This is a genomic window from Micromonospora sp. CA-248260, from assembly GCF_050942205.1.
Lineage (GTDB): Bacteria > Actinomycetota > Actinomycetes > Mycobacteriales > Micromonosporaceae > Micromonospora > Micromonospora antibiotica.
Genome location: NZ_CP192021.1, coordinates 3,215,446 through 3,238,753, shown reverse-complemented (window position 1 = coordinate 3,238,753; position 23,308 = coordinate 3,215,446). Strand labels below are relative to the sequence as shown.

The window sequence follows — 23,308 nt, the reverse complement described above, 5'->3', positions numbered from 1 at the left end:
GCCGGGCCGCCCGAGGCACGACATCCGCACCTTACCCGCCGCCGGAGTGAACCGCCCGGGGTACCCGCTGGCGTCGTGGCAGCCGCGACCGAGGTGATCAGGTCAGATAGGCCGGCGGCACCGCGTCGGTGAGCCACACGCCGTTGACGCTGCGGTAGAAGGCGTGCCCGTCGCGGGCCATCGCCGCCGCGTCGACGGTCAGCACCACCACCGCGCCACCCCGGCGGGCCCCGACCCGCCGGGCCGTCGCCATGTCCGACGACAGGTGTACGTGGTGCCGACCGCCCCGGTGCAGTCCGGTGGCCCGGATCGAGCCGAGTGCGGCGGCCCCGGTGCCGTGGAAGAGCCGCGGCGGCGGCGGTTCGGCGGTCAGCCCCAGGTCCACCGGGTACGAGTGGCCCTGGTTGGCCCGGATCCGTTCGGTCCCGTCGGCGTCCCGGGTCACCGCGAAGCGCTGCTTGTCGTTGCCGCCGACCACCGTGTCGAGGTCGGCCCGGTCGATCCGCAGGGCGGCCAGCAGGTCGACGACGGACACCCAGCCGCCCGGGTCGGGGGTGAGGCCGAACCGGGCGGGCTGGTGGCGCAGGGCGAGCGACATCCGCCTGCTGACCCGTACCAGCGTCTGGTGATCCATGGCGAGCATTGTCGGGTGGGGCGGTGGCGACGTTCCACCGGTTATCCCCGCGCCGCCCGCCCCGGCGACACCCCGGGGCGGGCGGGTCGGGTCAGCGGGCGGCGCGGAGCGCCTCGGCGAGGCTGGTGGGCCGGCGGCCGAGCAGCTTCTCCAGGTCGTCCACGGGCACGTACAGCGCACCCTGGGCGATGCCCCGGTCGGCGTCGGCCAGGGTGGCGGCGTACGGCTCGGGCAGCCCGGCGGAGACGAGCAGGTCGGTGTACGCCGGCACCGGCAGGTCGGTGTAGCGGACGTCGTGTCCACTCTGGCGGGACACCTCGGCTGCCAGTTCGGTCATGGTGAACGCCTCACCGCCCAGCTCGTAGACCTGACCGGCGTGTCCCTCGGTGGTGAGCACCTCGGCGGCGGCCTCGGCGTAGTCGGCGCGGGTGGCGGCGCTGACCTGGCCGTCACCTGCGGAACCGGCGACCCCGTGGGCCAGGTAGCCGTCGAGTTGGCCGGTGTAGTTCTCCAGGTACCAGCTGTTGCGCAGCAGCACGTACGGCAGGCCGGAGGCGCGCAGTTCCTCCTCGGTGGCCCGGTGCTCGGCGGCCAGCAGCAGGTCGGAGGTGTCGGCGTGGGCGATGCTGGTGTAGACGACCAGGCCGACACCGGCCTCGCGGGCGGCGTCGATGACGTTGTGGTGCTGCGGCACCCGCTGGCCGACCTCGCTGCCGGAGACGAACATCAGCTTCTCGGCGTCGGCGAAGGCGGCGCGGAGCGAGTCGGGGTCGGTGTAGTCGGCCGGCCGGACCTCGACCCCCCGGTCGGCGAGGTCGGTGAGCCGGCCGGTGTCCCGCCCCAGCGCCACGATCTTCCCGGCGGGTACGCCCCGGCGCAGCAGGGATTCGACGATCAGGCGACCCAGGTGGCCGGTGGCTCCGGTGACGACGACGGACATGGCGTTCTCCTTCGGGTGGCTACTTCAGTCGTACTGGCAAACACCCAGGTGAACCGCGATACTTCCCATCGGAGAGTAGGCATCTTGAAGTTTGTGACGCACTGATGGAGAGTAAACTGATGCGACCCGACCCGTTCCAGCGCAACTGCGGCAGCCGGCAGGTCATCGACCGGATCGGCGACCGGTGGAGCGTGCTGGTCGTGCTGACCCTCGCCGACGGCGACCGGCGCTACGGCGAGCTGGCCGAGCACATCGACGGGATCAGCCAGAAGATGCTCACCCAGACCCTGCGCGGGCTGGAGCGCGACGGCCTGGTCACCCGGACGGTGCACGCCAGCGTCCCGCCCCGGGTCGACTACGCCCTCACCGACCTGGGCCGCAGCCTGCTCGACCTGGTCTCCGGACTGGAGACCTGGGCCACCACCCACCTCGCCGAGGTGCAGGCGGCCCGGGTCCGCTACGACGCCGACCTGCCCCACCGCGCGCCCACCGGCACCGCGCGACCCACCCGTCTCACCCGTCCCGCCCGGCGGTAAGGAGCGGACGTGAGGGCCGTCATAACGGGTGGACGATCGCCCGGTCCCGGCTGCTAGCCTTCGGGCAGGTCATGAGCGCCAGCGTCAAGCCCCGGCTCGCTGGCCGGCAACCCTCCGCCACGGTGGGGTGCTCCGGGTGAGGACCAGGCACCGGTAGACCACCGGTGCAAGCGTGGCCTGGTTTCCCAGGTCAACTCCGACCCCGGGAGAAGCCATGTCCGCCCCCGCACCCGCCCCGCCCACCGACGGCGTCGCCCCCGTGTCCCGGGCCGGCGTCCGGACCAGCGGCGTCCGGCTGGTCAGACGGCGACACGTCGACCTGATGCGGGTCCACAGCGACTCCTGTCGCCCCCGGTAGTCGGCCCCTCCTCCCGTACCACCTCAGCGGCGTGCCCGGCGGGCACCCCGTCGGCGACGCGCGCCCGCCGTCGCCCGATCAACTCTGGAGACACCCGTGCGCTTCCTTCCTGCCCTGCCCACGACCCGGCGGCCCCGGCCCGCCCTCACCAGGGCCGCCGCGCTCGGCGTCGCCGCCCTGCTCGCCGCCACCGCGCTGACCGCCTGCGGCGGCGACTCCGCCGACCCGGCCGACAACCCGTACGGCCTGCTCCAGCCGGGGGTGCTGCGCGCCGGCACGCTCACCGACGCCCCACCGAACGTCTACCTCAAGGACGGCACCTTCACCGGCTTCGACAACGACCTGCTCGTCGCGGCCGCCGGCAAGGTGGGGCTGAAGGTCGAGTTCGTCGGCACCGACTTCTCGGCGCTGCTCTCCCAGGTCAACAACCGCAAGTTCGACATCGGCAGCTCCTCGATCACCATCACCGAGGCCCGGAAGAAGACAGTCGACTTCGGCAACGGCTACGACTTCGGCTACTTCGGCCTCGACGTGCCCGCCGGCTCCCCGCTGACCGGCTTCGACCAGCTCGCCGGCAAGCGGGTGGTGGTCGTGCAGGGCACCGTGCAGGACGACTACGCCACCTCGCGCAAGCTCGACCCGGTGCGGGTGCCCGACTACAACGGGGCGATCAACCAGCTCAAGGCCGGCACCGCCGACGCCTGGATCGCCCCCGCCGAGATCGGCGAGAAGTCGGCCGCCGACAGCAACGGCAAGATCACGGTGGCGGCCACGGAGTTGAGCCCGACCCCCACCGCGTACGCCTTCGCCAAGGGCAACGACGCGCTGCGCGAGGCGCTGGACAGGGGCCTCGACGAGGTCATCGCCGACGGCACCTGGACCCGGCTCCAGCAGCAGTACTACCCGGGCCGGGCGATCCCCGCCGGCTTCACGCCCGGCAGCGGCGACGTCGCCGCCCCCGGCGCGGCGGCGCCGTCGGCGTCGGCCACCTCCTGACGGTACGACCAGACCAGCGAGCGGGGCGGTAGGAGAAACCGATGGATCCGTTGAGCACCCTGTGGGAGACCTTCTTCGACGGGGAATCCATGCGCGAGGCGCTGCCCGAGATGCTGACCGTCGGGCTGCCCAACACGCTGATCCTGGCGGTCTCCGCCGCCCTGCTCGGCTCGGTGCTGGGCATGGCGCTGGCCGTGGCGGGCCTCTCCCGGACCCGATGGTTGCGCTGGCCGGCCCGGGTCTACACCGACGTGTTCCGGGGGCTGCCGGCCGCCGCCACCATCCTGCTGATCGGTGTCGGCCTGGCCCCGCTCGGCATGCAGGTGTGGGGTCCCAACCCCTACCCGCTGGGCATCCTGGCGCTGTCGCTGATCGCCGCCGCGTACATCGGGGAGATCTTCCGCTCCGGCATCCAGAGCGTGGAGGCGGCGCAGCTGGAGGGGGCCCGCGCGCTGGGCTTCTCCTGGGGTGAGGCGATGCGCCTGGTCATCGTCCCGCAGGGGGTACGCCGGGTGCTGCCGGCCTGGGTCAACCAGCTGATCGCGCTGATCAAGGACTCCAGCCTGGTCTACTTCCTCGGCCTGCTGGCCAGCCAGCGGGAGTTGTTCCGGATCGGGCAGGACTACGCCGCCAACACCGGCAACCAGTCGGCGCTGCTGCTGGCCGGCCTGTGCTACCTGCTGCTGACCGTGCCGCTGACGCACGCCGTCAACGCCATCGACCGCCGGTTGCGCCGGGGCCGGACGGTCACCGTCGACCCCGACGACGACGGCGGGCTGGCCCTGGCCGGCGAGACCGCCCTACCGCAACCGCGTACCCCCCGGGAGGACCCCCGATGACCGCCGGCACCGCGACCACCACCTCGGTCAGCCTCGCCGTCCGCGACGTACACCTGGCCTTCGGGGCCAACCGGGTGCTGCGCGGCGTCGACCTGGACGTCGCCCGGGGCGCGACGGCCTGCGTCATCGGGCCGTCCGGTTCCGGCAAGTCCACCCTGCTGCGCACCGTCAACCGGCTGATCGAGCCGGACGCCGGTGACGTCCTGCTCGACGGGTGCAGCGTGCTGCGCGACGACCCGGACGCCCTGCGGCAGCGGATCGGCATGGTCTTCCAGCAGTTCAACCTGTTTCCGCACATGACCGTGCTGCGCAACATCACCCTGGCGTTGCGCCGGCTCAAGAAGCTGCCCGAGGACGAGGCGGTCGCGCTGGCCCGGACCCAGTTGGCGCTGGTCGGCCTCGCCGGCAAGGCCGACTCCCGGCCCGCCCACCTCTCCGGCGGTCAGCAGCAGCGGGTCGCCATCGCCCGGGCGCTGGCCCTGCAACCTGAGGTGATGCTCTTCGACGAGGCCACCTCGGCGCTCGACCCGGAGCTGGTCAAGGGGGTGCTCGGGGTGATGGCCGAGCTGTCCGCCGGGGGCATGACGATGGTGGTGGTCACCCACGAGATGGGCTTCGCCCGCTCGGTCGCCGACACCGTCGCGTTCATGGACCACGGGGTGGTGCTGGAGGCCGGCGCACCGGAGGCGGTCTTCGAGACACCGCAGCACCCCCGGCTGCGCCGCTTCCTGTCCCAGGTGCTCTGAGCCCGCCGGGGCCGGACGAGCGACGCCGCTCCCGGCAGGGCGGGAGCGGCGTCGGGTGGTGCGGATGACCTGACGGTCAGGTCATGTCGTCGTAGCGGCGGTCGATCGGTTTGGGCGGGGCCACCGGCTCGGAGGCGTGCACCGGCTCGGACAACTCCAGCTCCGGCGTGGCCACCACCGGGTCGTCGTCCAACTCCAACGGCGACACCTCGTCGTCGCTCAGTCCCGCGTAGGACGCCTTGCCCCGACCCTTGCGCCGGTCGTTGATGAAGGCCACCCCGACCGCGGCGAAGTAGAGCGCGGAGAGGCAGAGCGCCAGCGCGGTCATGCCGAACGGGTCGGGGGTGGGCGTCACCACGGCGGAGAAGGCGAAGAACACGAAGATCGCCACCCGCCACCAGCTCAGCAGCTTGCGGGCACTGGCCAGCCCGACGAAGTTGAGCATCAGCACCAGCAGCGGGAACTCGAACGCCACCCCGAACAGCAGGATCAGGTTGGTGATGAACGAGATGTAGCGGGTGATGTCCAGGGTGGTGGTGATGTCCCCGCCGCCGGAGACGTTGAGCAGGAACTCCAGCCCCTTGGAGGTGACGAAGTAGGCAAGCACCGCACCGGCGGCGAACAACGGTGCCGCGAGCGCGGTGAAGATGTACGCGTAGCGCCGCTCGTGCCGGTGCAGGCCGGGGGCGATGAACGCCCAGACCTGGTAGAGCCAGACCGGGGCGGCGACGATCAGACCGACCCAGAGCCCCACCTTCAGTTGGAGCAGGAACAGGTCGGCCGGCCCCAACTGGACGAAGTTGCAGGTGCCGTTGGCCAGCCGGGCCTTGGGCAGGTCGCAGTAGGGCTGCTGCAGCAGGTGCAGCACCGGGCCGGCCAGCCAGATACCCAGCCCGAACCCCACCACGATCGCCAGCGAGGCGCGGAACAGCCGGTTCCGCAGCTCGCGGACATGCTCCATCAGGGTCATGGAACCGTCGGAGGCCCGTTCGAAGGTGCTGGGGCCGCGTTTACGGAGCGCGAAGGCCACGGTGGTGGGGCCCTTCGGTCAGTTGTCGCGGACGCGCTGCACCGGGTCGACCGGCGGGGCGACCGGCTGCTGCGGAGCCTGCTGCGGGGCGTACTGCGGCTGGGCGTACTGCTGCTGGGGCTGCGGCGCGTACGGCTGCTGCTGCACGGGCTGCTGCTGGGGCGGCAGCGGCTGGTAGCCGGCCTGCGCGTCGGCCTTCTCGGCCAGGTCGCGGTCGTCGTCGGCCAGGCTCTTGGTCTCCGCCTTGATGATCCGCAACGAACGGCCGAGCGAGCGGGCCGCGTCGGGAAGCCGCTTCGCGCCGAAGAGCAGGATCAGCACGACCACGAGTACGGCGATGTGCCACGGCTTGAGGGCACCCATGGGAAGCTCCAGTCGCTCTGTGTCGAAGGGTGGGGTCGCTGCCCATCGTACGTGCGAGACGGGCTGCTGCCACCCGCCGGGCCACCGCTGATGCGGCCCGGCCGGTGAAGTCTTGACCACCGCTGAGTGTCCCGTCAACCACCTGTACGGGTGCAGAGCTGCGTGAATCGGACGCCGGGTGGGCGGCGGACGCGCGGTTCACCGACCAGTGTCGATCAGTTCCCGCGCCGGATGTCGATCAGTTGCCGCGCTTGGCCTTGATCAGTTCCAGCCGCTGCTGGGTCGTCTCGCCCTGCCGCTGGAGCGCCTCGACCCGTTCCTGGAGCGCCTCGGCGCTGTGCCGCAGCGCCTCCGCGTCGGCCTGGCGACGCTGCAACGCCACCGCCGCGCGGCGCAACCGGGGCAGCCGCACCAGCACCGGACGGACCGCCAGGGCCAACACGACCAGCGCGAACAGCAGCACCGCGAGAACGATCCACTTCACCACGGCGGGAAGCCTACCGGTCGGTCGGCGGACCCGCCGGGCCGGCCGGGAGCACCGGGGTGGCGTACGCCTCCAGGGCGGCGGTGGCCTGGGCACGGACCTGGGCAGCCAGCTCGACCGGGGCGAGGACGGTGACGTCGGGACCCAACCCGAGCACGAAGCGGCGTGCCCAGCCGAGATCGGTCACCCGCAGCGACACCACCCACCGGTCACCGTCGACCTCGACCCGCTCACACGGGTAGTACTCGGTGATCCACCGCTCGCCCCGGCCGATGCGCAGGGTGATCAGGGGCAGGTCCGGGGACGGCTGGAACACCCCCTGGCGCAGGTCGTGCGGGCGGGCCTGCGGCGGCACCACGGCGGGCTCGTCCAGCTCGACGACCGCGTCGATCCGGTCGGCCCGGAACAACCGGACCGCCTCGGCGCGGCGGCACCACGCCTCGACGTAGGCCCGACCGTCGACCATCAGCATCCGCAGCGGGTCGATGACGCGCTCGGTGCTCTCGTCCCGGGCTGCGGTGTAGTAGGTGATCCGCAGCGCCCGGTGCCGCTCCACCGCGGCCCGCAGCTCCTGCACCCGCTGGCTCTCGCCGGGCAGCCGGACGGCCACCGGGGCTCCGACCAGGTCACCGGCCGCATTTTCGATCTTGGCGAGGGCCCGCTCGACGGCCTCCCGGTTGGCCACCCCGGGCGTCTCGGCGAGCATCCGCAGCGCCACCACCAGGGCCAGCGCCTCGTCCGGGGTGAGCCGCAGCGGCCGGTCGATGCCGGCGTCGTAGGTGATGGTCACCCGGTCGCCGTCGAAGGCCATGTCGATCAGGTCACCCGGGCCGTAACCGGGCAGCCCGCACACCCAGAGCAGCTCCAGGTCCTCGCGGAGCTGCCGTTCGCTGACGCCCAGGTCACCGGCGGCCTCAGCGATCTCGATGCCCGGTCGGGCCAGCAGGTAGGGCACCAGGTTCAGCAGCCGGGCCAGCCGGTCGGCGGAGGTGCGCGCGGCGGGGCGGTTCATCGGGCACCCCCGGCCACGGCCAGCTCGTCGTGCCGGGCGGCGATCTCCTTGAGTCGTTGGATCACCGCGTCGCGTACCTCGGGAGGGTCCACGACCCGGACGTCCGGGCCGTAGCCGACGAGCTGCCCGGCCAGCGACTCCGGATCGGCGTAGGGCAGCACCAGGTGGTCGCCGTCGGGGCCGGGCACGCTCTGCACCGCCCACCGGCGCAGCCCGGCGGCCCGCCCGGGCGCGGCCAGCACGGTGGCCCGGCCGGTCCGCTCGACCGGCCCGGACCAGGTGGCGACGTGCGAGATCAGGTCGAGGCCGGCGGGTGGTTCGTAGCCGCCCGGCGCACCGGTGGCCCGGACCGCGCCCACCACCCGGGACAGCCGGAAGCAGCGGGTCGCCGCCCGGTCCCGGTCGTGGCCGACGACGTACCAGCGGCCCCGCCAGCAGACCACGCCCCACGGCTGCAACCGGCGTCGGGTCGGCGCGTCCCGGTCCGGCACCCGGTAGTCGAAGGTGACCTCGCGGCGGTCCCGGGCGGCGGCGGTGAGCGGGGCGAACGACGGGTCGACGGTGACCATCGGCTCCAGGCCCAGGGTGGCCTGCGGGTCGACGTCGACGCCGGCCGCGCGCAGCTTGGCCAGCCCGGACGAGGCGGCGGCGGCCAGTCCGGCGTGCTGCCACAACCGGGCGGCGATGCCCACCGCGGCGGCCTCGTCCGGTTCGAGCGGGATGTCGGGCAGGGCGTACTCGCGGTGGGCGATCCGGTAACCGGGCTCGGCGTCGAACACGCTGGCCGTCCCGGTCTCCAGCGGCACCCCCAGCTCGCGCAGTTCCGCCTTGTCCCGTTCGAACTTGCGCTGGAACGCCTCGTGCTCCCGGGCGTCGTCCGGATCGTGTTCGTAGCCGGGAACGGTCGCGGCGATCTGCGCGGCGGTCAGGAACCGCCTGGTGGACAGCAGACAGATCACCAGGTTGACCAGGCGTTCGGTACGACTCCGCGACACGGGGTGAACGCTAGCAGCCCACCCGCGAAACCCGTGCACCCACGCCGGACCCCCACCCCCACCCAACCCCCCATCCCCCGCCACGACCCCACCCTTCTGCGGTGATCAAGAGGTTTGCGTCATCCGTAGAGATCAATTTGACGTAACGCTCTTGATCACCGGGGGCAGAACCCGGCCGGCTCTCCGGGCGGAGCCGGGACAACAGACTTACGGTGACCGCATGTCGGAAGGTGAAGTCAAGACCGAGAGCGTCGGCACGGTCGTGGTGGCGGGGGTGGCCAACCTCGCCATCGCGGTGGCGAAACTGGTCGCCGGGGTCGCCTCCGGCTCGGCGGCGATGCTCTCCGAGGCCGCCCACTCGCTCGCCGACACCACCACCGAGGTGCTGCTCTACCTGGCGTTGCGCCGGGGCGCCCGGCCCGCCGACGTCCGGCACCCCTTCGGGTACGGCAAGGAGAGCTACGTCTGGGCGTTCCTCGCCGCGTTGTTCACCTTCGTCGCGGGGGCCGGCTTCGCCATCACCCACGGCGTGACGACCATCCTGGTCCACGAACACAGCGGCGACTACCTGATCTCGTACGTGGTGCTGGCGGTCTCCTTCGTCATCGAGTCGGTGTCGCTGACCCGCGCGGTACGCCAGGTGCGCAGCGAGTCCCGCCGGTGGCGGACCACCCCGCGCCGGTTCCTGCGGCTGACTGCCGACACCACCGTCAAGGCGGTGTTCCTGGAGGACAGCGCCGCCCTGGTCGGGTTGCTCATCGCGGGCGTCGGGGTGGGCCTGTCCGAGTGGACCGGTGACGAGCTGTGGGACGGTCTCGCCTCGATCCTGATCGGCCTGCTGCTACTCGTCGTCGCCACCGTCCTCGCCCGCAGCAACCTCTCGCTGCTGGTCGGCCGGGCGGTGCCCGAACGGCTGCACCGGGAGATCGAACGGGAGCTGGCCGGCCTGCCGACGGTGGACCGGATCGACACCCTGCTGACCATGCAGCTCGGCCCGGCGGACATCCTGGTGGCCGCCAAGGTCGACTTCCGGGACGACGCGACCGGGGGCGACATCGAGGCCGACGCCGACGAGGCCGAGCGACGGCTCACCGCCCGCTATCCGGAGATCGGGTACGTCTTCCTCGACCCCACCCGGTCGCTGCCCGGTGTCGCCGGCCGCCGCGCCCGGCGTACCCAGGACGAGCAGGGCCCGGTGACCGACGCCCGGGTCACCCGGGGCGGACCCGACCCGGCAACCGACGCCCCCGGGCGGCCCGACCGACCGGCGTAACCGGCCCGACCGACGTAACCGCCGTGACCGGCGTGACCGACCCGACCGGGCCGACCGGGGTGACCGGGCCGACCGGGGTGACCGGGCCTGCCGGTGGGCCGGCGGCCGAGGTGGGTCCGGTCCGACCGGCACCGCGGCGGGCCGGACCGGGCGGCGGCGGACCCGCACGCGGTCACCCGGCCGGCCGGCGATAGCGTGCCGGGCATGGTGCGATGGCGGTCCGGGACGGTCACGGCGGTACGACGGCGGTGGGCCGGTGCGGTGGAACTCGACGTCGCCCTGCCCGACGGGGACACCCTGCGTGCGCTGGCCTACCCGGAGCTGGTCGGTGACCCGGCCCCCGGCGACCGGGTGCTGCTCAACGCCGGTGCGCTGCTGATGGGCCTCGGCACCGGCGGGTACGCCCTGGTGGTCGCCCTGCCCGACCGGCTGCCCGCCGACCCGCCGCAGGCCGGGGACACCCGCGACGCCGGTCACCTGGTCAAGGCCCGGTACACCCCGTTGCAGCCGATCATGCTGGGGGTCGACGAGGAAGCGTCGCCGCACCACTCGCTGCTCGCCACCGTCGACAGCCTGGACGGGATGCCGGCGGTCACGGCCGACCTGCACTCCGCCCTGCCGGCCATCCTCGCCGGCATCCACGCCGACGCCCCGCAGGCCCGGGTGGCCTACCTGCTCACCGACGGTGGCGCCCTGCCGGCCTGGTTCTCCCGCACCCTCGACGGGCTGCGCGACGCACTGGTCGGCACGGTCAGCGTCGGGCAGGCGTTCGGCGGGGACCTGGAGGCGGCCACCCTGCACACGGGCCTGCTGGCCGCCCGGCACGTGCTCCGCGCCGACGTGGCGATCGTCGCGCAGGGGCCCGGTAACCTGGGCACCGGCACCCGGTGGGGGTTCTCCGGCGTCGCCGTCGGCGAGGCGGTCAACGCGGTGGCCGTGCTGGGCGGTCGGCCGGTCGGTTCGCTGCGGATCTCCGACGCCGACGCCCGCCCCCGGCACCAGGGGGTGTCGCACCACAGCCTCACCGCGTACGGCCGGGTGGCGCTGGCCCCGGCGGAGCTGGTGGTGCCGGACGGCCTGCCGGTGGAGCTGGCGACCCGGGTGGATGCCGCGTTGGCCCCGCTGGCCGACCGGCACCGGGTGGTCCGGGTCGACACCGACGGTCTGGACGCCGCGCTGCGCGCCCTGCCGGTGCGGCTGTCCACGATGGGGCGTGGGCTGGACGCCGACCACGCCTACTTCCTGGCGGCGGCCGCCGCCGGCCGGCACGCCGCCGCGCTGGCCGACACGCCGGCCAGCTGACCCGTCCGGCGTGCTGACCCGCCCGCCCGGCGCGGCGGCACCCCGGTCGACGCGGCGGCACCGATCCGACGCGGCGGCACCGGTCGGCTGGAGTCGGCGGCGGATCCGGGGGGCGGGCGGCGCGGGTCCGGTGCCGGACAGGCGGTGGGCGTCGTGGCCCGCCCCGTTCAGTCGCCCGGCTGGTCCCCGGGCCGGCCGTCGGCGTCGACCGGTCGGGCCGCCGCCCAGATGTGGCGGAACTGGTCGATCCAGTAGGCGTACCAGCGTTCGCTGTCGCTCCGGTGGAACTCCAGGTGCATCCGGCCCGAGGTGGACTCGTTGTGGAAACCGTGCAGCTCCACGATCACCCGGCCGTGCCGGCTCTGCGGGTCGATCGCCACCAGGCTGAACCCGGGGTTGAAGTCGAGCACCCGATGCTCGACGACGCCGGGGACCGGCCAACCGGCCATCGCGGCCAACCGGCCACGGGTGGTGGTGATGGACGGCCGGAGCCGCTGCAACGCGAAGTCGACCGCGTCGTCGAGCTGCCGTACGGCCTGCTCCACCGCCGGTGACGCCGGATCCAGCAGCACCACCCGGACGACCCCACCGGGCCGGGCGAGCACCGACGTGCGCAGTGCGTCGCAGTGGGCCGGCGACAGGATGTTGACCGCCGACGGCGCATAGACCCACACCTCCTGGGCGGTACGCAGCCGCTCCGGGAACGGCCGGGCGTCGAACGCCACCCGGTCGTCGAGGAAGGCGTCCAACGTGCCCGCCCGCTCGTCGGGGACGGTGATCCGGTACACCAGCAGCGCGATGCCGGCGAGCAGGACGCTCCACAGCACCTCCACCGGCACCAGGTCACCGAAGGCGGAGACGACGGCGAGCGCCGCGGCGACCAGGGTCACCGCGTACGCCTCCAGATTGCGTCCCCGCCGCACGTCGTGTCCGATCCTGCGCACCGTCCCGGCCATCCGCCCCTCCTGTCGTCTCGGTCGTCGATGGCACCGCGTCGGGGCCGGTCGCCTCCGCCGGGTGGCTGGGCTGCTCCCCCGCCGGTTCAGTCCGGCGACTCGGCGGCTCCCTCGGGGCGTGTCCCGGCGATCTCCCGTCGACGCCACCGGCGCAGATACGCCCGGGCCCGTCGACGGGTCTGCGGCGACATCCCCTCGTCCCCGGCGATCCGGGCGAGGTCGTCCTGCACCGCCGTACGCAGCGCCGGCTCCCCGGCCACCCGGATCGCCAGGTTGATCAGGGCGTCGTTGCCCGACTGCAACCACTTGCGCAGGATCGGCACGGCGTCGCGCTGGTTGAGCAGTTCGGTCCGGAGCTTGCCCATCCGGTCGACGTACTTGACGCGCAGGCTCTCCACCAGGGCGTGGTGCGCCTTGCCGAGGCTCTGCAGGTCCGCCGACTCGCTGAGGGCGCCGGCCACCTCCAACGCCTGCTGCCAACGCAACAGCCCGGTGATGATGTCCTGCAGGCGCTTGTCGTCCGACTCGGTGTCGAACGGGGCGGACCCGGTGTCCGCCGTCGGATCGCTCGCCGCCGACTCGTCCGGACCGACCAGCGAGGTGGGATCGACCAGCGAGGTGGGACCCGCGTACTGCTTGCTGATCCGGGCCAGTTCCTCGGTGAAACCGGCCTGCACCGAGTAGGAGATCTCGACCGGGTCGAGATCCGGCACCTCCACCTTGATCATCGCTGAGGTGAGCGGCCCGTCGGGCAGGTTCAGGGACACGTCGACGTCCTTCAGGTTGACCGTCATCCTGAGCGCGTCCAGCGCCCGTGCCGGCGGAACCTGCAGGGGATGCGCCCGGAGCAGGGGCAGTTGGTCCCCGGGGGGTCCCGTCACCGGTCCGCTCCGTCCGGCGGGTGCGGCCGTGGGTCGATCTGGAAGTCCGGTGTGCCGTCCTGCGGGTCGGGCGTCGTCGCCGCGTCGTGCCGGGGTACGGGGTCCACGGTGAACACCGGTTGGATCGCCTCCGTCGCGTCCGCCAGCCGGCGTACCACCTCCGACCAGAGGCGGCCGAGTTCCTCCACGGACAGGCCGCCCGTCGACCCGTCCGCCGGCACGTCGGCGTCCGGTGCACCGTCCGCCGGGGCCCTGCCGGCGTCGGCGGCCACCCGGGAGATGCTCAGGCCCACCTCCTGCCGCCAGATGTCGAGCGCGTCGTGCAACCAGTCCGGGTCGGACTCCGGCAGGGCGTCGACCTGCATGATCGCCCCGCCCAGTCGGGCCACGCAGTCCTCGTCGAGCCAGGCCAGCAGCGGACCCAGCTCCCGCATGATCCATTCGACGACCGCGTCGACCGTGACGAACATCTGCTCCGGCAGGGCCTCCACCCGGACCGTGTCGCCACGGCCGTAGTTCGCCCGCGCCCAGTCGGTCACCGCCAGCGGACAGAACAGGACGATGTGCGAGCCGTTCGGATCGACCGATTCTCGCCACCACTCGATGACCGCCGTCAGTCGGACCCAGAACCCGGGGTCCGGGGAGGACAGGTCACACAGTTCACCGACGACGACGGTGTCCGCGCCCCGGGCCCGCAGGCCGAGCCACCGGCCGATCGCGGTCAGGTCCGCCCCGCCGCGCAGGCCGGCTGAGGACAGACCCTCGTCGAGCCCCGCGAGCAGCCACTCCGCCGCCCGTCGGCGGGTACGTTCACCGGCGATGCCGATCAGGGTGACGGGCCCGGCGAACGCCGACTCCCGCAGCCCGGCCAGTTGGTCGACGGTGAGCAACGGAGGGGTCGCCTCGGGCCGCAGCACCGTCCAGCCGGCCGACGGCGACGCGGGCGGCGGCACAGCGGCGGACGAGGCGGCCCCGGACAGGCCGAGGCTCTCCGCCAACTGGTTCAGGATGTCGGTCGTCGCGTCCTCGTCGTCCTCGCTCTCGTCACCGACCACCAGGTGGTAGCCGGCCTCCACCCAGGACTGCTGGGTGAGGCTGTACCGGCCCAACAGGTACAGCGGCGTGGGCTTCCGGTAGAGGGTGCTGAGCGGGACGTTGAGCCGGCACCAGCCCCACCCGTAGACGACGTCGAAGTCGTCGAGGAAATCCACCAGCGCGGTACGCATGTCCCGGAGTTGGGTGCCGTGCTCGTCGTGCCGGGTCGGTTCCAGCCCGGCGATCAGCATCTCCGCCGCGTCGACCAGCACCGGGCGGGCCCGTTCGCTGCCCTGCCGGCGGAGGTCGAACATGATCGGCTTGTGCCCCACCGCCTCGATGTGGCGCGGCACGATGGAGCCGGCGTCGATGATGCGTCGATAGAGGTATTCGGCCGGGTCGGTCACCACGACCGCGTTGAAGTAGCCCTGGTTCATCAGCTCGGCCAGGTTGGCGATCGCCGTCAGGTCGCCGTCCGCCGCGTCGGTCGGTGTGGTGTACCGCTTCAGGAAGTCGTCCCGGGCCAGCGACGAGGAGCGGAAAGCCCAGAAATCGCCGATCTTCTGGTCGTCATTCTTGGTCGGCGCCCGGTCCCCGCGCAGCGCGTCGACGAACCGGGTCGGTCGGGCGTGGTTGAGCAGCGCCGCCCCACCGTCCAGACCGATCACCAGGGCCGCGGAGACATTGCTCTCCCGGTTCGCCCGCATCCGTTGGGCCAGGTCGGCCACCCTCAGCTCGGAGACCTTCACGTCAACTGCTCCGTGACGGCCCGCATCAGGCCGGCGAAGCTGCCCAGCTTCCCGTCGATGAACCTCGGGCTGTAGTTGCGCTGGGCCATCAGCGACAGCACCATCGGGGCGTCGGGGAAGGCGATGTTGGCGTAGTAGAGCGGGGAACGGTCCCGGCTGAACGCCTGCAACACGTTGAGGTGGAAGAAGGAGTACCCGCAGACCACCGCCGGTCGACTGGTGACGTCCCGGACGAGCTGCTCGATGCGCTCCTCGTACCGGATGATCTCGCGGCTGGTCATCAGGTTCAGCCCGAGGTCCAGCCCGCCGTGCAGCTTGATGATCCGGATCCGGGGGCTACCCGGTGCGGTGATCTGGAGCACCGCCGCCTCGGGCCGGTACTGCGGCACGTCGATCACCCGGTAGTCGTGGTGTTCCCGCAGCCCGGCGGCGGCGAGCGCCTGCTCCAGTAGATCGTCGATGTTGACGGTCACCACCATGTCCGCGTACCCGCGGGTGAGCAGCCCGACCAGCTGGCGGTACGGCGAGTCCGGGGTGAGCGGACGCTCCAGGTACCGCCGGAACAGGCCGGCCCGCGCCACCCCCGGCCCGAGCCCGTCACAGAACAGGTCGAACCGGTACTGGGGGCTGCCCCACGTGTCGACGTCGTCGCCCAGCACGGCGGCGAGCAGCTCCGCGTTGAGCGGCACCCCGTCGTGCACCGAGCAGCCGGCGCCGAGCCAGAAGAAGGGCTTCTCCGCCGACGCCTGGTCATCCCGGAACTGCCGCAGATGCCGGACCAGTTCCCGCACACTGTCCTGCGCGGTCATCGCTACCTCCGTAGGTGTCGGAGCAGGGTCAGGTCCACCACCGGTTCCTCCGACCACGCCTGCTCGGAGACGGGACGCCAGGCCGGGCCGGTGCCGGGCAGCAGGGAGGCGACGCCGCCCTGGACGTAGTGGCCGTAGGTGCGCTCGACGTCGCGCGCCATGTCGTCGTGGCCCAACTCCCGCAGCGCGGAGACCGACTGCCGCACCCAGTCGCGGATGTGCATCGGCTGCTGGTACGTCTCCAGCGCGGCCAGCAGCTGCTGCCGGGTCAGCTGCCCGGTCGGCCCCTGCGGGCCGGTGGACGAGATGACCCCCATGACGGTGTCCGAGACGACCTTCTGGATGTCACCCGGCGCCAACCCGTGCGACCTGCGGGCCAACTCGACGACGTCGATGTCGTCGGCACGCACCCCGGCGTCGAGCTGGTCGAGGTGCACCTGGAAGATCTTCGCCCGGACCTGCTCGTCGGGCAGTTCGACGGGGATCATCTCGTCGAAGCGGCGCAGCAGTGCCAGGTCCATCGCCCAGAGCCGGTTCGTGCAGCCGAAGAAGATCACCGCGGCCTGTGACTCACGTAGCCGGTCGATCTCCTGGAGCAGGTGCGAGGTGAGCTGCACCCGCCAGTCCTGACCGCCCTCCCGGGACATGCCGATCGAGTCGATCTCGTCTCCGAACAGGATCGCCGGTTGGGCGTCGATCGCCTGGTCGAAGATCTCCGACACCCGCTTCTCGTCGTCGCCGACGTAACGGTTCAACACGTCGTTGAGACGCATCCGGAAGATCGGCAGTGGCCGGCCGTGTCGACGTCGGTACTCGCCGCTGAAAGCCCGGATGAGGAAGGTCTTGCCGCATCCCGACGGTCCGAACAACAGGATGGACCTGCTGGGTGACTGGTGGTAGCGGGCCAGCCGGTCGGCGAGGCCCTCGCTGTCGAGGTCCCCGAAGTAGGTCTCGAAGATCCGCTGGCGTAGCCGCCCGGTGAACGTACCCACCTCGTCCGCCCCTCCGACCTGCGCGAACGTCGGTTCGGTCGAGCCGGTCACCGGCCGGGACCCCGACCCCGGCTCGGCGGCGTCCACCTCCGCGGGCAGCCGGGGGTGCCGCGGCTGCAGGGCCCGGACCCGACGCAGGTCCGTCGCGCACTGCTCCGGCCGGCCCAGCTCCTGGTGCACGTACGCGCGGGTGGCCAGCACCTCGGCGGACAGGTACCGGCCCAGCCCGCCGGGCAGCGGCGCGGCGTCGAGGAGCCCGGCGAGCCGGTCGCACGCCGCCACCGCCTCGACCGTCGGTTGCTGCTCGAACCCGGCCAGCAGCCGTGACAACGCGTCGGTCAGGCTGTTCGCCACCAGTTCCCGGTGGGTGCTGCGCCCGATGGCACGCAGCAGCGAACCGACTGCCCGCTCGTGCTCGCCGCGCAGGTGCTGCAGGTGACCCAGCAGCGCGGCGGCGTCCGAGCCGGCGCCGAACTCGTCGAGGGCACGGGCCAGGTCCGCCTCGGCCACCGCGAGGTCCGCCGGGTCGGGCTGCCCGTCCCCGTCCCGCAGCAGGGTCCAGGCCCGGCCGTAGTACGGCTCCCACTGGTCCGCGCCCAGTTCGATCGCCTTGGCGAAGTGTTCCCGGGCCGACCGGAGGTCGTCCCGGCCCAGTGCGTCGACACCCTCGTGGTAAGCCGACGTCCAGACCTTCTCGGGCTCCATCAGCCACCTCCCTGCGTCCCGTTGACCGGCCACACGACACAGCGGGAGACGTGGGACCGTCCCCGACCGGCGGTCACCCGGATGCCGCCGTGCGCGCCGATGCCGTCGACCAGTGCGTCCGCGACGGTGACACCGGCGGCGACCGCCAGCGTCCCGTACGCCGCCGGCGTCAGTCCCCCGGCGAACAACTCGGTGTAGCCGGTGCAGTCGCCGATCGCCCGCGGGTCGGTGTCCGCCGTCGCGGCCACCAGGACGTGCGGGGCGAACTCCGCCGTGGCGAACAGCCGCTGGAGCTGGTCCAGCACCGGCCCCGGGCCACCGGTGAACAGCACGCACACCGGCCCGGTCACCCCGGTGGTTGGCACGACGCCGGTACGGATCCAGGGATTGTCGTCGTCGGGGGGCGTGCCGCCGGCCGCCGGGGCGGACCGCTCCGGCGGCGGGTCGGGTTCGCGGGCGGAGCTGACCAGCGCCGCCAGCTCCTCCAGCCGGGCCTCGTCCGGTCGGGGCACCACGTCCAACTCGAAGTCGGACCAGTCCCGGTCACCGGTGGCCTTCGGCACCGACCCGATCGCCCCGACGGTGTCGACGATCGAACCCAGCAGCAACGTCGCCGCCACGGGTGCTTCGACGGCGTCCGTGGGCAGGTCGGCCAGGACCCGGCCGGCCGAGCCGAGCGGCTCGACGGAGAAGTCCGGCCGCTGGAACGTCATCGCCACGGCCCGCCGCAGGATGCTGACGACGCCCAGGGCCCGGTCGAGCAGGAGGGCGGCGCGGCGCAGGTCACCGGTGTGGTGGAACGTCAGCCCGGCGCGCTCGGAGACCATCGCCACGGCGTGCGTGCGGGACGCGTCGGCGTCGTCACTGGCATAGGCACGCCTGGTACGCAGGCCGACGGCGTAGACGATGGCCCTGACCACCGCCTCGGCGGCCGGGTCCGCACAGTGCGGCAACCGGGCCAGCAGACACTGCGCCAGCAGGTCGCGCAGCGCCGGGGCCCGGTCCAGTTCCTCCAGCCACCAGCCCGCCTGCCCCTGGCCGTCGGACTGGGGTCGCAGCCGGTGCCAGCCCCGGGGGACCGCACCGACCGGCGTCTCCCGGATCCACACCACCGGCCAGCCCTGCCGGGACAGCGTGTTCCCCCACGCGCCGATCCGAGCTTCGGTCACCGGGGTGCCGATCAGCCGGCAGCGGACGCCCGGGCCGATCCGCAGGCTGGCGACGCCGCCCCGGTCGGCCAGGCCGACCCGCAGCGGCACCCCGGGCGGGGCGTCCGGATGCCCGGTCAACCGGGCCGGTGGGCGGAACGGGTCCCCGCTGGCCGGGGGCACGGCCACCCGGGTCGGTGCCGACGCCGGGACGACAGGCGGTGGCACCTCCCGCAGCAGTTCGGCGTCGGCGAGCAGGGCCGGCAGGAACCACCCGCTGCGCCGACCGACCGTCCGCAACTGGCGGGCCGCCACGGGCAGCCGGTGACGCAACACCCGGCCGTCGAGCAGTGACACGAGTTCGGGTAGCCGGGCCTCCAGACCCCGCTGCATCATCCAGTCGCCGATGCGCAGACCGTGGGCGAAGGCCCGGTGCAGCTCCCGGTCGGAGCCGAGCCGGGAGTGTTCCTCGACCAGCATCCGGCGGTAGCGCCAGGCCGCCGCGAGGACCGGATCCACCCGGTTCGGTCGCATCGGGTCCGGGCCCGGCCCCACCGCCGCCTCGTCGGTGAGGGCGCTGGCCAGGTAGAAGCAGGCGTACGCGGTGGTGGGGTCACCCAGCCGGAGCAGGGCCCGCCCGCACCAGACCAGTTCCGTGCGCACCTCGGACTCGAGCCAGCCGGACAGCCCCTCGTCCCCGACGATGGTCAGGAGCTGCTCGACGATGATCCGGTATTCGCCCAGGCCGTACCAGACGTCGCCCCGGGCGAGGTAGGGACCGGCCAGATCGCGCAGCAGCCGCCGTTCGACACCCTCCGGATCGGTGGCCGGCGACTCGCCGTACGACAGGTCGTCCTCACCGTCGAAGAGGGCGGCGAGCCGCTCCCGCTTCGACTCCGGGCCCTCCACCCCCAGCGGTGCCACCGGTGCCGGCACGGGGACCGGTTCCGACGGACGCAGGGCCGGCTCCTGGGCCAACGCCGCCAGCTCGGACAGCTCGGCCCAGTCCGCCCGCAGGCCGGTGCCGACCAGGTGAACGGTGTGCGTGAGCAGCGCGTGGGCCAGGCCCGGCAGACCGAGCGCCGCCCAGCCCCGGATCACCGCTAGCCACCAGCCGCACCGGCCGGTGTGCAGTTCGGCCAGCAGTTTCCCGTATCCGGCCGGGACGGTGTCACCGGGGTCGGCGGCCGGTACGAACACCGCAGGGTCCACGGCCAGCATGACCGCCGCACTGAACTCGCGGGCCACGACCACCCGCTCACCCGCGTCGAGCAGCCGCGGCCAGTTGCCCCCGACCTTTCCACGCCGGCCGGTGGCCAACTCCCCCGCACCTCCTCCGGTCGTCCCCACGCTCAGAACCGGCACAGGACGTGGTCGATGCGACCGTGCAACCGGCCGAGGTGGTCGGTGCAGATGGTGGCCACCGACTCCTGCCCGGCCACGCTGACGATGTGCTGGGTCAGTCGTTGCGTGCGCAGGTCGAAGGCGGCGATCTGGTTGCCGCCGTCGTCGTCGAACAGGGCGTAGAGGGTGTCGCCGCCGAGGGACAGGTCCCGCACCGGCCACCGGTCCCAGGGTGGGTCGAGGGCGATGTCGACCAGCGGTGTCCCGTCGTCCTCGGCGGGTCGCCAGAGCCGGAGCCGGCCGTCCTGCACGGCCCCGAGCAGCGGCGTCGACCCACCGGACTCCTTCCAGCGGGGCAGCAGCCGACACTGCGCGGACGGCAGGTCCCCCCGCGTGCCGGAGCCGAGCGACGTGCGCTCGCCCTCCTGGACGAGGGGCAGCCGGTGCCACTGCCGGGCGGTACGCACCCAGACCGCCTCCGGGTCGCCGACGGCCTCCAGCGGATCCCCCTCCAGTGGGGGCAGCCCGAGTCGGGCGAACTGGAACCGGAACCGGGTCCCCTGCTCCGAGTCCTCGGCCGCCGAGGTCTCCATCCGCAGGACGTGGTGGTTGGCCATCAGCACCCAGAGCATGCCCTCCTGGTCGTAGTGCACCGAGACGGGCGGCGACTCGATCCGGACCGGCCAGACCAGCCGCCGGGATATGTCGAAGCGCTCCATCAGCAGGTCACCCGGGGTGTAGGAGTAGCACTCGCCCCGGTGTACGGCGATCCGTTCCTTGAACCGGGTGGAGGCCAGCCGCAGCCGTCCCTGGCGGCCACGGGTGTGTCGCAGCCGCTGCTGGACCGCCTCCAACTCCTCGACGCAGCCGGGGTCGGCACCGGCCGTGAGGGCCACCTCGACCAGGAGCCGGAACTGGTCGATGCCGGCGTCGGTGCCCCACCGGCGGCGGGGGCTGGCCGCCGCGGTCAGCAGCGTGGCCAGCCGGGACTCCGTGGTCACGCCCAGTGCGGGCAGCAACTCGGCCGGCCCTGGTCGGCTCGGCCGGTCGTCGTCGTCCCGGTCGACGCACTCCTCCAGGAACCGCTGGTGTCGTTCGGCGGCGCTGTCGGGGCCGGTCATCCGGACCAGGTAGTCGTCGAGCGCCTCCAGTTCGGTGCCGGCGAGCCGCCAGAAGCCCACCGGGAGCCCCCACTCGCCGGCGCCGACCACGGCGGAGACGTACCAGGGCGCGTTGAAGTGTGCCTGGTGCATCTTGTGGTCGGTCCCCGACATGAACGGCTTGCCGCCGACGTGTGAGTGGTACCAGCCGACGATGTACTCGTCGACGCTGTCGGCGAGCCGGGCGGCGATCGCCTGGATCGACGACTGGTCGAACTCGAAGTGCACCGCGCTGGCGTTGTCGCTGGGCACCGCCAGGTGGTCGGTGACCGTGACGATCCAACCGGTGCCGTTGACGAAGTGACGGCCCAACAGGATGCCGCCGACCTCGGTGCCGGCCTGCTGCGCGGACTGCCGCCGGATGCCGCTGAGTACGGTGTCGTCGACGTGCAGGGCGACCGCGGGGCCGGACCGCAACAGTTCACTCGACGGTGCCGGGTTGTGCTGGGCGAGCGGGCGGCGGACGGGTTCGATGCGGAAGTCCGGCGAGACGTCCATCAGGTCGCCACCCCCGCCGACCGGTCGCCCGCCCGCGCCTCCCGGGTCATGATGAGGGTGTGGCCGGCCTCCACCTGCGCCGACCGCAGGGTCTCGGACACCCCGAGGAAGCGGTTGCGTTCCTGCCACATCAGCCGGTACGGGATCACGTTGCCCGTCTGGTCCTGTTGGGGGAAGGGCAGGGCCGGGTTCGCCACGATCTTGGCGATGATCCCCTGCACGGGAATGTCGAGCGGGAGGCTGACGTCCCACTTCTCGGTCAACATGGTGGTGGCCAGGATGACCGGGATCGATTCGAGCGGCGGATTCGTCATGCGTCACCTTCTGCCGGTGTGGACCATTCCTGGATGCGGTTCACCGAGATGTCGAAGTCGAGATCCTGCTCCGGCTGGCCGAGCAGGGTGTGGGCGGAGGTCTCCTCCGCCCGCCGATGGACCGCCTCGAACAGGGCGCCGACGGTCAGGTCCGTGGCGATGAGGGCGATCTCCACGCCGGTGTAGGTGCCGAGGCGGCACACCGTCTGCAACAGGTCCTGGAACGTCCCCGCATGCCACTGCACCGCCGGCACCTCGGCCTGGATGAGCACGCACCCCTGCACCAGCAGGAACTTCGCCTGTCGGCTGTGGACGTTCCACTCCGACACCAGCCGCAGCACGGGTCCCCGGGCGGCGAGACCGACCTCCCGTTGCAGCAGGGCGCGCAGGTAGACCCAGTGCGGCGTCGACTTCACCTCGATCAGCAGCGGGTAGTGGTAGCCGGGCACCGGGCAGCGGTAGCCGGTGACGACGGTGTTCTCGTCGACGACCTCGCAGGTCCAGCCGATCTGCGCGAACAGGGCGGCGATGGCCTTACCGTCAGGCCTGCTCATCCGGGCCCCCTTCCCGTCCGGTCGAGTCCGGCTCGACCGCCGGCAGGCCGGGTTCGACCGACGGCTGACCCGGCCCGGTCGACGGCAGGTCGGGGCCGGCCGACGGCTGACCCGGCTCCATCGACGGCAGGTCGGGGCCGGCCGGCGGCGGGCTCGCTCGCGGTCGCAGGTCGAGGTCGAAGGCCAGGTCACGCACGGGTGTCGGATCGATCGGCACCACCGGTTCGTCGGCCTCCAGGTTGATCCCGAGCCACCGGGCCGCGCCGCGGTCCAGCGGGTCGTAGATGTTGAACGACTTGTACTGGACCAACTCGCACAACTGGACGCAGAGTTCGGCCACGGACATGCCGGGGTACCAGATGTCGCCGGTGCAGACCCGGGGCGGCCGGATGTTCGGGTGGAAGATCGGTGTCTTCCACACGATCTCCGGGGGCAGCAGCGGGAAGCTGCCGCCCAGGGTGAGGGTGAACTCGTGGTGCGACGACAGGCCCAGCTCCTCCTGGTTGAACACCAGGCCACGGCAGGTGAGCACCACGTCGTACCGGGTCGGTGGAAGCCCGTGCGCGGTGAAGGTCACCATCGAGCTGGCCCTGACCAACTGCCGCATGTCGGTGTACTCGGTGTCCAGCCGCCGGTCGCGGGGCGTCATCGCCAT

At 72.7% G+C, this 23,308-nt stretch carries 24 protein-coding genes and 1 riboswitch; of the genes, 7 read left to right on the top strand and 17 right to left on the bottom strand.

Annotated features, from left to right (window positions below; translation table 11 throughout):
• Positions 1-97: 97 nt before the first annotated feature.
• Positions 98-634 carry an RNA 2'-phosphotransferase gene (locus ACQP2H_RS14360; protein WP_363819249.1) on the bottom strand — a complete coding sequence of 179 codons (537 nt, stop codon included), beginning with the start codon at positions 632-634 and terminating at the stop codon, positions 98-100.
• A gap of 91 nt (positions 635-725) precedes the next feature.
• The gene (locus ACQP2H_RS14355) at positions 726-1,574 is read right to left on the bottom strand and encodes an SDR family oxidoreductase (protein WP_433233151.1); all 849 of its coding nucleotides are present in this window, start codon (positions 1,572-1,574) and stop codon (positions 726-728) included.
• A gap of 119 nt (positions 1,575-1,693) precedes the next feature.
• Here ACQP2H_RS14355 and ACQP2H_RS14350 point away from each other — a divergent pair, with 119 nt between their 5' ends.
• From ACQP2H_RS14350 to ACQP2H_RS14330, 5 genes are all read left to right on the top strand, one after another.
• Positions 1,694-2,110, top strand: coding sequence for a winged helix-turn-helix transcriptional regulator (locus ACQP2H_RS14350; RefSeq protein WP_433233149.1), 417 nt, complete (start codon positions 1,694-1,696; stop codon positions 2,108-2,110).
• A gap of 67 nt (positions 2,111-2,177) precedes the next feature.
• Positions 2,178-2,289: riboswitch (SAM riboswitch) on the top strand.
• Between the two features lie 35 nt (positions 2,290-2,324).
• On the top strand, positions 2,325-2,468 hold the full coding sequence (locus ACQP2H_RS14345; RefSeq protein WP_433233147.1) for a hypothetical protein: 144 nt from the start codon (positions 2,325-2,327) through the stop codon (positions 2,466-2,468).
• Positions 2,469-2,564: 96 nt separating this feature from the next.
• Complete coding sequence (locus ACQP2H_RS14340) at positions 2,565-3,464, top strand: ABC transporter substrate-binding protein (RefSeq protein WP_433233145.1); 900 nt, start codon at positions 2,565-2,567, stop codon at positions 3,462-3,464.
• Between the two features lie 41 nt (positions 3,465-3,505).
• Positions 3,506-4,303, top strand: a complete 798-nt coding sequence (locus ACQP2H_RS14335; protein ID WP_433233143.1) for an amino acid ABC transporter permease — start codon at positions 3,506-3,508, stop codon at positions 4,301-4,303.
• Positions 4,300-5,049: an amino acid ABC transporter ATP-binding protein gene (locus ACQP2H_RS14330; protein WP_219461586.1), complete on the top strand. Its 750-nt coding sequence runs from the start codon at positions 4,300-4,302 to the stop codon at positions 5,047-5,049. Before ACQP2H_RS14335 ends, ACQP2H_RS14330 begins: the two co-directional genes overlap by 4 nt.
• 76 nt (positions 5,050-5,125) lie before the next feature.
• Here the strand turns inward: ACQP2H_RS14330 and tatC are convergent, their stop codons facing one another.
• The 5 genes from tatC to ACQP2H_RS14305 all read right to left on the bottom strand — a co-directional run bounded on the left by tatC (position 5,126) and on the right by ACQP2H_RS14305 (position 8,933).
• Positions 5,126-6,079: a twin-arginine translocase subunit TatC gene (gene tatC / locus ACQP2H_RS14325; RefSeq protein ID WP_219461582.1), complete on the bottom strand. Its 954-nt coding sequence runs from the start codon at positions 6,077-6,079 to the stop codon at positions 5,126-5,128.
• Between the two features lie 18 nt (positions 6,080-6,097).
• A complete protein-coding gene (tatA, locus tag ACQP2H_RS14320) occupies positions 6,098-6,442 on the bottom strand; it encodes a Sec-independent protein translocase subunit TatA (RefSeq protein WP_208566128.1) in 345 nt (114 codons plus the stop codon).
• Positions 6,443-6,680: 238 nt separating this feature from the next.
• The gene (locus tag ACQP2H_RS14315; RefSeq protein WP_357533646.1) at positions 6,681-6,929 is read right to left on the bottom strand and encodes a hypothetical protein; all 249 of its coding nucleotides are present in this window, start codon (positions 6,927-6,929) and stop codon (positions 6,681-6,683) included.
• Between the two features lie 10 nt (positions 6,930-6,939).
• Positions 6,940-7,938, bottom strand: coding sequence for a helix-turn-helix transcriptional regulator (locus tag ACQP2H_RS14310; RefSeq protein WP_219461576.1), 999 nt, complete (start codon positions 7,936-7,938; stop codon positions 6,940-6,942).
• Entirely contained in the window at positions 7,935-8,933 is a 999-nt protein-coding gene (locus tag ACQP2H_RS14305) for a helix-turn-helix transcriptional regulator (RefSeq protein ID WP_219461573.1), read from the bottom strand. Before ACQP2H_RS14305 ends, ACQP2H_RS14310 begins: the two co-directional genes overlap by 4 nt.
• 220 nt (positions 8,934-9,153) lie before the next feature.
• On the opposite strand from ACQP2H_RS14305, the gene ACQP2H_RS14300 reads away from it, so the two are divergent.
• A complete protein-coding gene (locus ACQP2H_RS14300) occupies positions 9,154-10,206 on the top strand; it encodes a cation diffusion facilitator family transporter (RefSeq protein WP_433233139.1) in 1,053 nt (350 codons plus the stop codon).
• A gap of 204 nt (positions 10,207-10,410) precedes the next feature.
• Positions 10,411-11,508 (top strand): DUF3866 family protein, encoded by a 1,098-nt coding sequence (locus tag ACQP2H_RS14295; RefSeq protein WP_433233137.1) that lies wholly within the window; start codon positions 10,411-10,413, stop codon positions 11,506-11,508.
• 167 nt (positions 11,509-11,675) lie between these two features.
• On the opposite strand, the gene ACQP2H_RS14290 is transcribed toward ACQP2H_RS14295, so the two are convergent.
• The 10 genes from ACQP2H_RS14290 to ACQP2H_RS14245 all read right to left on the bottom strand — a co-directional run bounded on the left by ACQP2H_RS14290 (position 11,676) and on the right by ACQP2H_RS14245 (position 23,308).
• A complete protein-coding gene (locus tag ACQP2H_RS14290; RefSeq protein WP_433233135.1) occupies positions 11,676-12,464 on the bottom strand; it encodes a hypothetical protein in 789 nt (262 codons plus the stop codon).
• Positions 12,465-12,550: 86 nt separating this feature from the next.
• Entirely contained in the window at positions 12,551-13,345 is a 795-nt protein-coding gene (locus ACQP2H_RS14285; protein WP_219461557.1) for a hypothetical protein, read from the bottom strand.
• Positions 13,342-15,129 carry a hypothetical protein gene (locus ACQP2H_RS14280; RefSeq protein ID WP_219461554.1) on the bottom strand — a complete coding sequence of 596 codons (1,788 nt, stop codon included), beginning with the start codon at positions 15,127-15,129 and terminating at the stop codon, positions 13,342-13,344. Before ACQP2H_RS14280 ends, ACQP2H_RS14285 begins: the two co-directional genes overlap by 4 nt.
• Positions 15,126-15,938 carry an SIR2 family protein gene (locus ACQP2H_RS14275; RefSeq protein ID WP_208566137.1) on the bottom strand — a complete coding sequence of 271 codons (813 nt, stop codon included), beginning with the start codon at positions 15,936-15,938 and terminating at the stop codon, positions 15,126-15,128. Before ACQP2H_RS14275 ends, ACQP2H_RS14280 begins: the two co-directional genes overlap by 4 nt.
• Before the next feature lie 2 nt (positions 15,939-15,940).
• Positions 15,941-17,635: an AAA family ATPase gene (locus ACQP2H_RS14270; protein ID WP_219461551.1), complete on the bottom strand. Its 1,695-nt coding sequence runs from the start codon at positions 17,633-17,635 to the stop codon at positions 15,941-15,943.
• On the bottom strand, positions 17,635-20,133 hold the full coding sequence (locus ACQP2H_RS14265; protein WP_219461549.1) for a hypothetical protein: 2,499 nt from the start codon (positions 20,131-20,133) through the stop codon (positions 17,635-17,637). Before ACQP2H_RS14265 ends, ACQP2H_RS14270 begins: the two co-directional genes overlap by 1 nt.
• 2 nt (positions 20,134-20,135) lie before the next feature.
• Positions 20,136-21,785, bottom strand: coding sequence for a Mov34/MPN/PAD-1 family protein (locus ACQP2H_RS14260; RefSeq protein WP_219461546.1), 1,650 nt, complete (start codon positions 21,783-21,785; stop codon positions 20,136-20,138).
• Positions 21,785-22,099, bottom strand: coding sequence for a hypothetical protein (locus ACQP2H_RS14255; RefSeq protein ID WP_219461533.1), 315 nt, complete (start codon positions 22,097-22,099; stop codon positions 21,785-21,787). The genes ACQP2H_RS14260 and ACQP2H_RS14255 overlap by 1 nt, the downstream gene beginning before the upstream one ends.
• Complete coding sequence (locus tag ACQP2H_RS14250) at positions 22,096-22,653, bottom strand: hypothetical protein (protein WP_219461529.1); 558 nt, start codon at positions 22,651-22,653, stop codon at positions 22,096-22,098. Before ACQP2H_RS14250 ends, ACQP2H_RS14255 begins: the two co-directional genes overlap by 4 nt.
• Positions 22,640-23,308 carry a ubiquitin-conjugating enzyme E2 gene (locus ACQP2H_RS14245; protein WP_219461526.1) on the bottom strand — a complete coding sequence of 223 codons (669 nt, stop codon included), beginning with the start codon at positions 23,306-23,308 and terminating at the stop codon, positions 22,640-22,642. The genes ACQP2H_RS14250 and ACQP2H_RS14245 overlap by 14 nt, the downstream gene beginning before the upstream one ends.

Coding starts and splice junctions, on each gene's coding strand:
- ACQP2H_RS14360 (WP_363819249.1), bottom strand. CDS start 634: ATGGATCACCAGACGCTGGTACGGGTCAGCAGGCGGATGTCGCTCGCC.
- ACQP2H_RS14355 (WP_433233151.1), bottom strand. CDS start 1,574: ATGTCCGTCGTCGTCACCGGAGCCACCGGCCACCTGGGTCGCCTGATC.
- ACQP2H_RS14350 (WP_433233149.1), top strand. CDS start 1,694: ATGCGACCCGACCCGTTCCAGCGCAACTGCGGCAGCCGGCAGGTCATC.
- ACQP2H_RS14345 (WP_433233147.1), top strand. CDS start 2,325: ATGTCCGCCCCCGCACCCGCCCCGCCCACCGACGGCGTCGCCCCCGTG.
- ACQP2H_RS14335 (WP_433233143.1), top strand. CDS start 3,506: ATGGATCCGTTGAGCACCCTGTGGGAGACCTTCTTCGACGGGGAATCC.
- ACQP2H_RS14330 (WP_219461586.1), top strand. CDS start 4,300: ATGACCGCCGGCACCGCGACCACCACCTCGGTCAGCCTCGCCGTCCGC.
- tatA (WP_208566128.1), bottom strand. CDS start 6,442: ATGGGTGCCCTCAAGCCGTGGCACATCGCCGTACTCGTGGTCGTGCTG.
- ACQP2H_RS14310 (WP_219461576.1), bottom strand. CDS start 7,938: ATGAACCGCCCCGCCGCGCGCACCTCCGCCGACCGGCTGGCCCGGCTG.
- ACQP2H_RS14300 (WP_433233139.1), top strand. CDS start 9,154: ATGTCGGAAGGTGAAGTCAAGACCGAGAGCGTCGGCACGGTCGTGGTG.
- ACQP2H_RS14295 (WP_433233137.1), top strand. CDS start 10,411: ATGGTGCGATGGCGGTCCGGGACGGTCACGGCGGTACGACGGCGGTGG.
- ACQP2H_RS14290 (WP_433233135.1), bottom strand. CDS start 12,464: ATGGCCGGGACGGTGCGCAGGATCGGACACGACGTGCGGCGGGGACGC.
- ACQP2H_RS14275 (WP_208566137.1), bottom strand. CDS start 15,938: ATGACCGCGCAGGACAGTGTGCGGGAACTGGTCCGGCATCTGCGGCAG.
- ACQP2H_RS14270 (WP_219461551.1), bottom strand. CDS start 17,635: ATGGAGCCCGAGAAGGTCTGGACGTCGGCTTACCACGAGGGTGTCGAC.
- ACQP2H_RS14260 (WP_219461546.1), bottom strand. CDS start 21,785: ATGGACGTCTCGCCGGACTTCCGCATCGAACCCGTCCGCCGCCCGCTC.
- ACQP2H_RS14255 (WP_219461533.1), bottom strand. CDS start 22,099: ATGACGAATCCGCCGCTCGAATCGATCCCGGTCATCCTGGCCACCACC.
- ACQP2H_RS14250 (WP_219461529.1), bottom strand. CDS start 22,653: ATGAGCAGGCCTGACGGTAAGGCCATCGCCGCCCTGTTCGCGCAGATC.
- ACQP2H_RS14245 (WP_219461526.1), bottom strand. CDS start 23,308: ATGGCGATGACGCCCCGCGACCGGCGGCTGGACACCGAGTACACCGAC.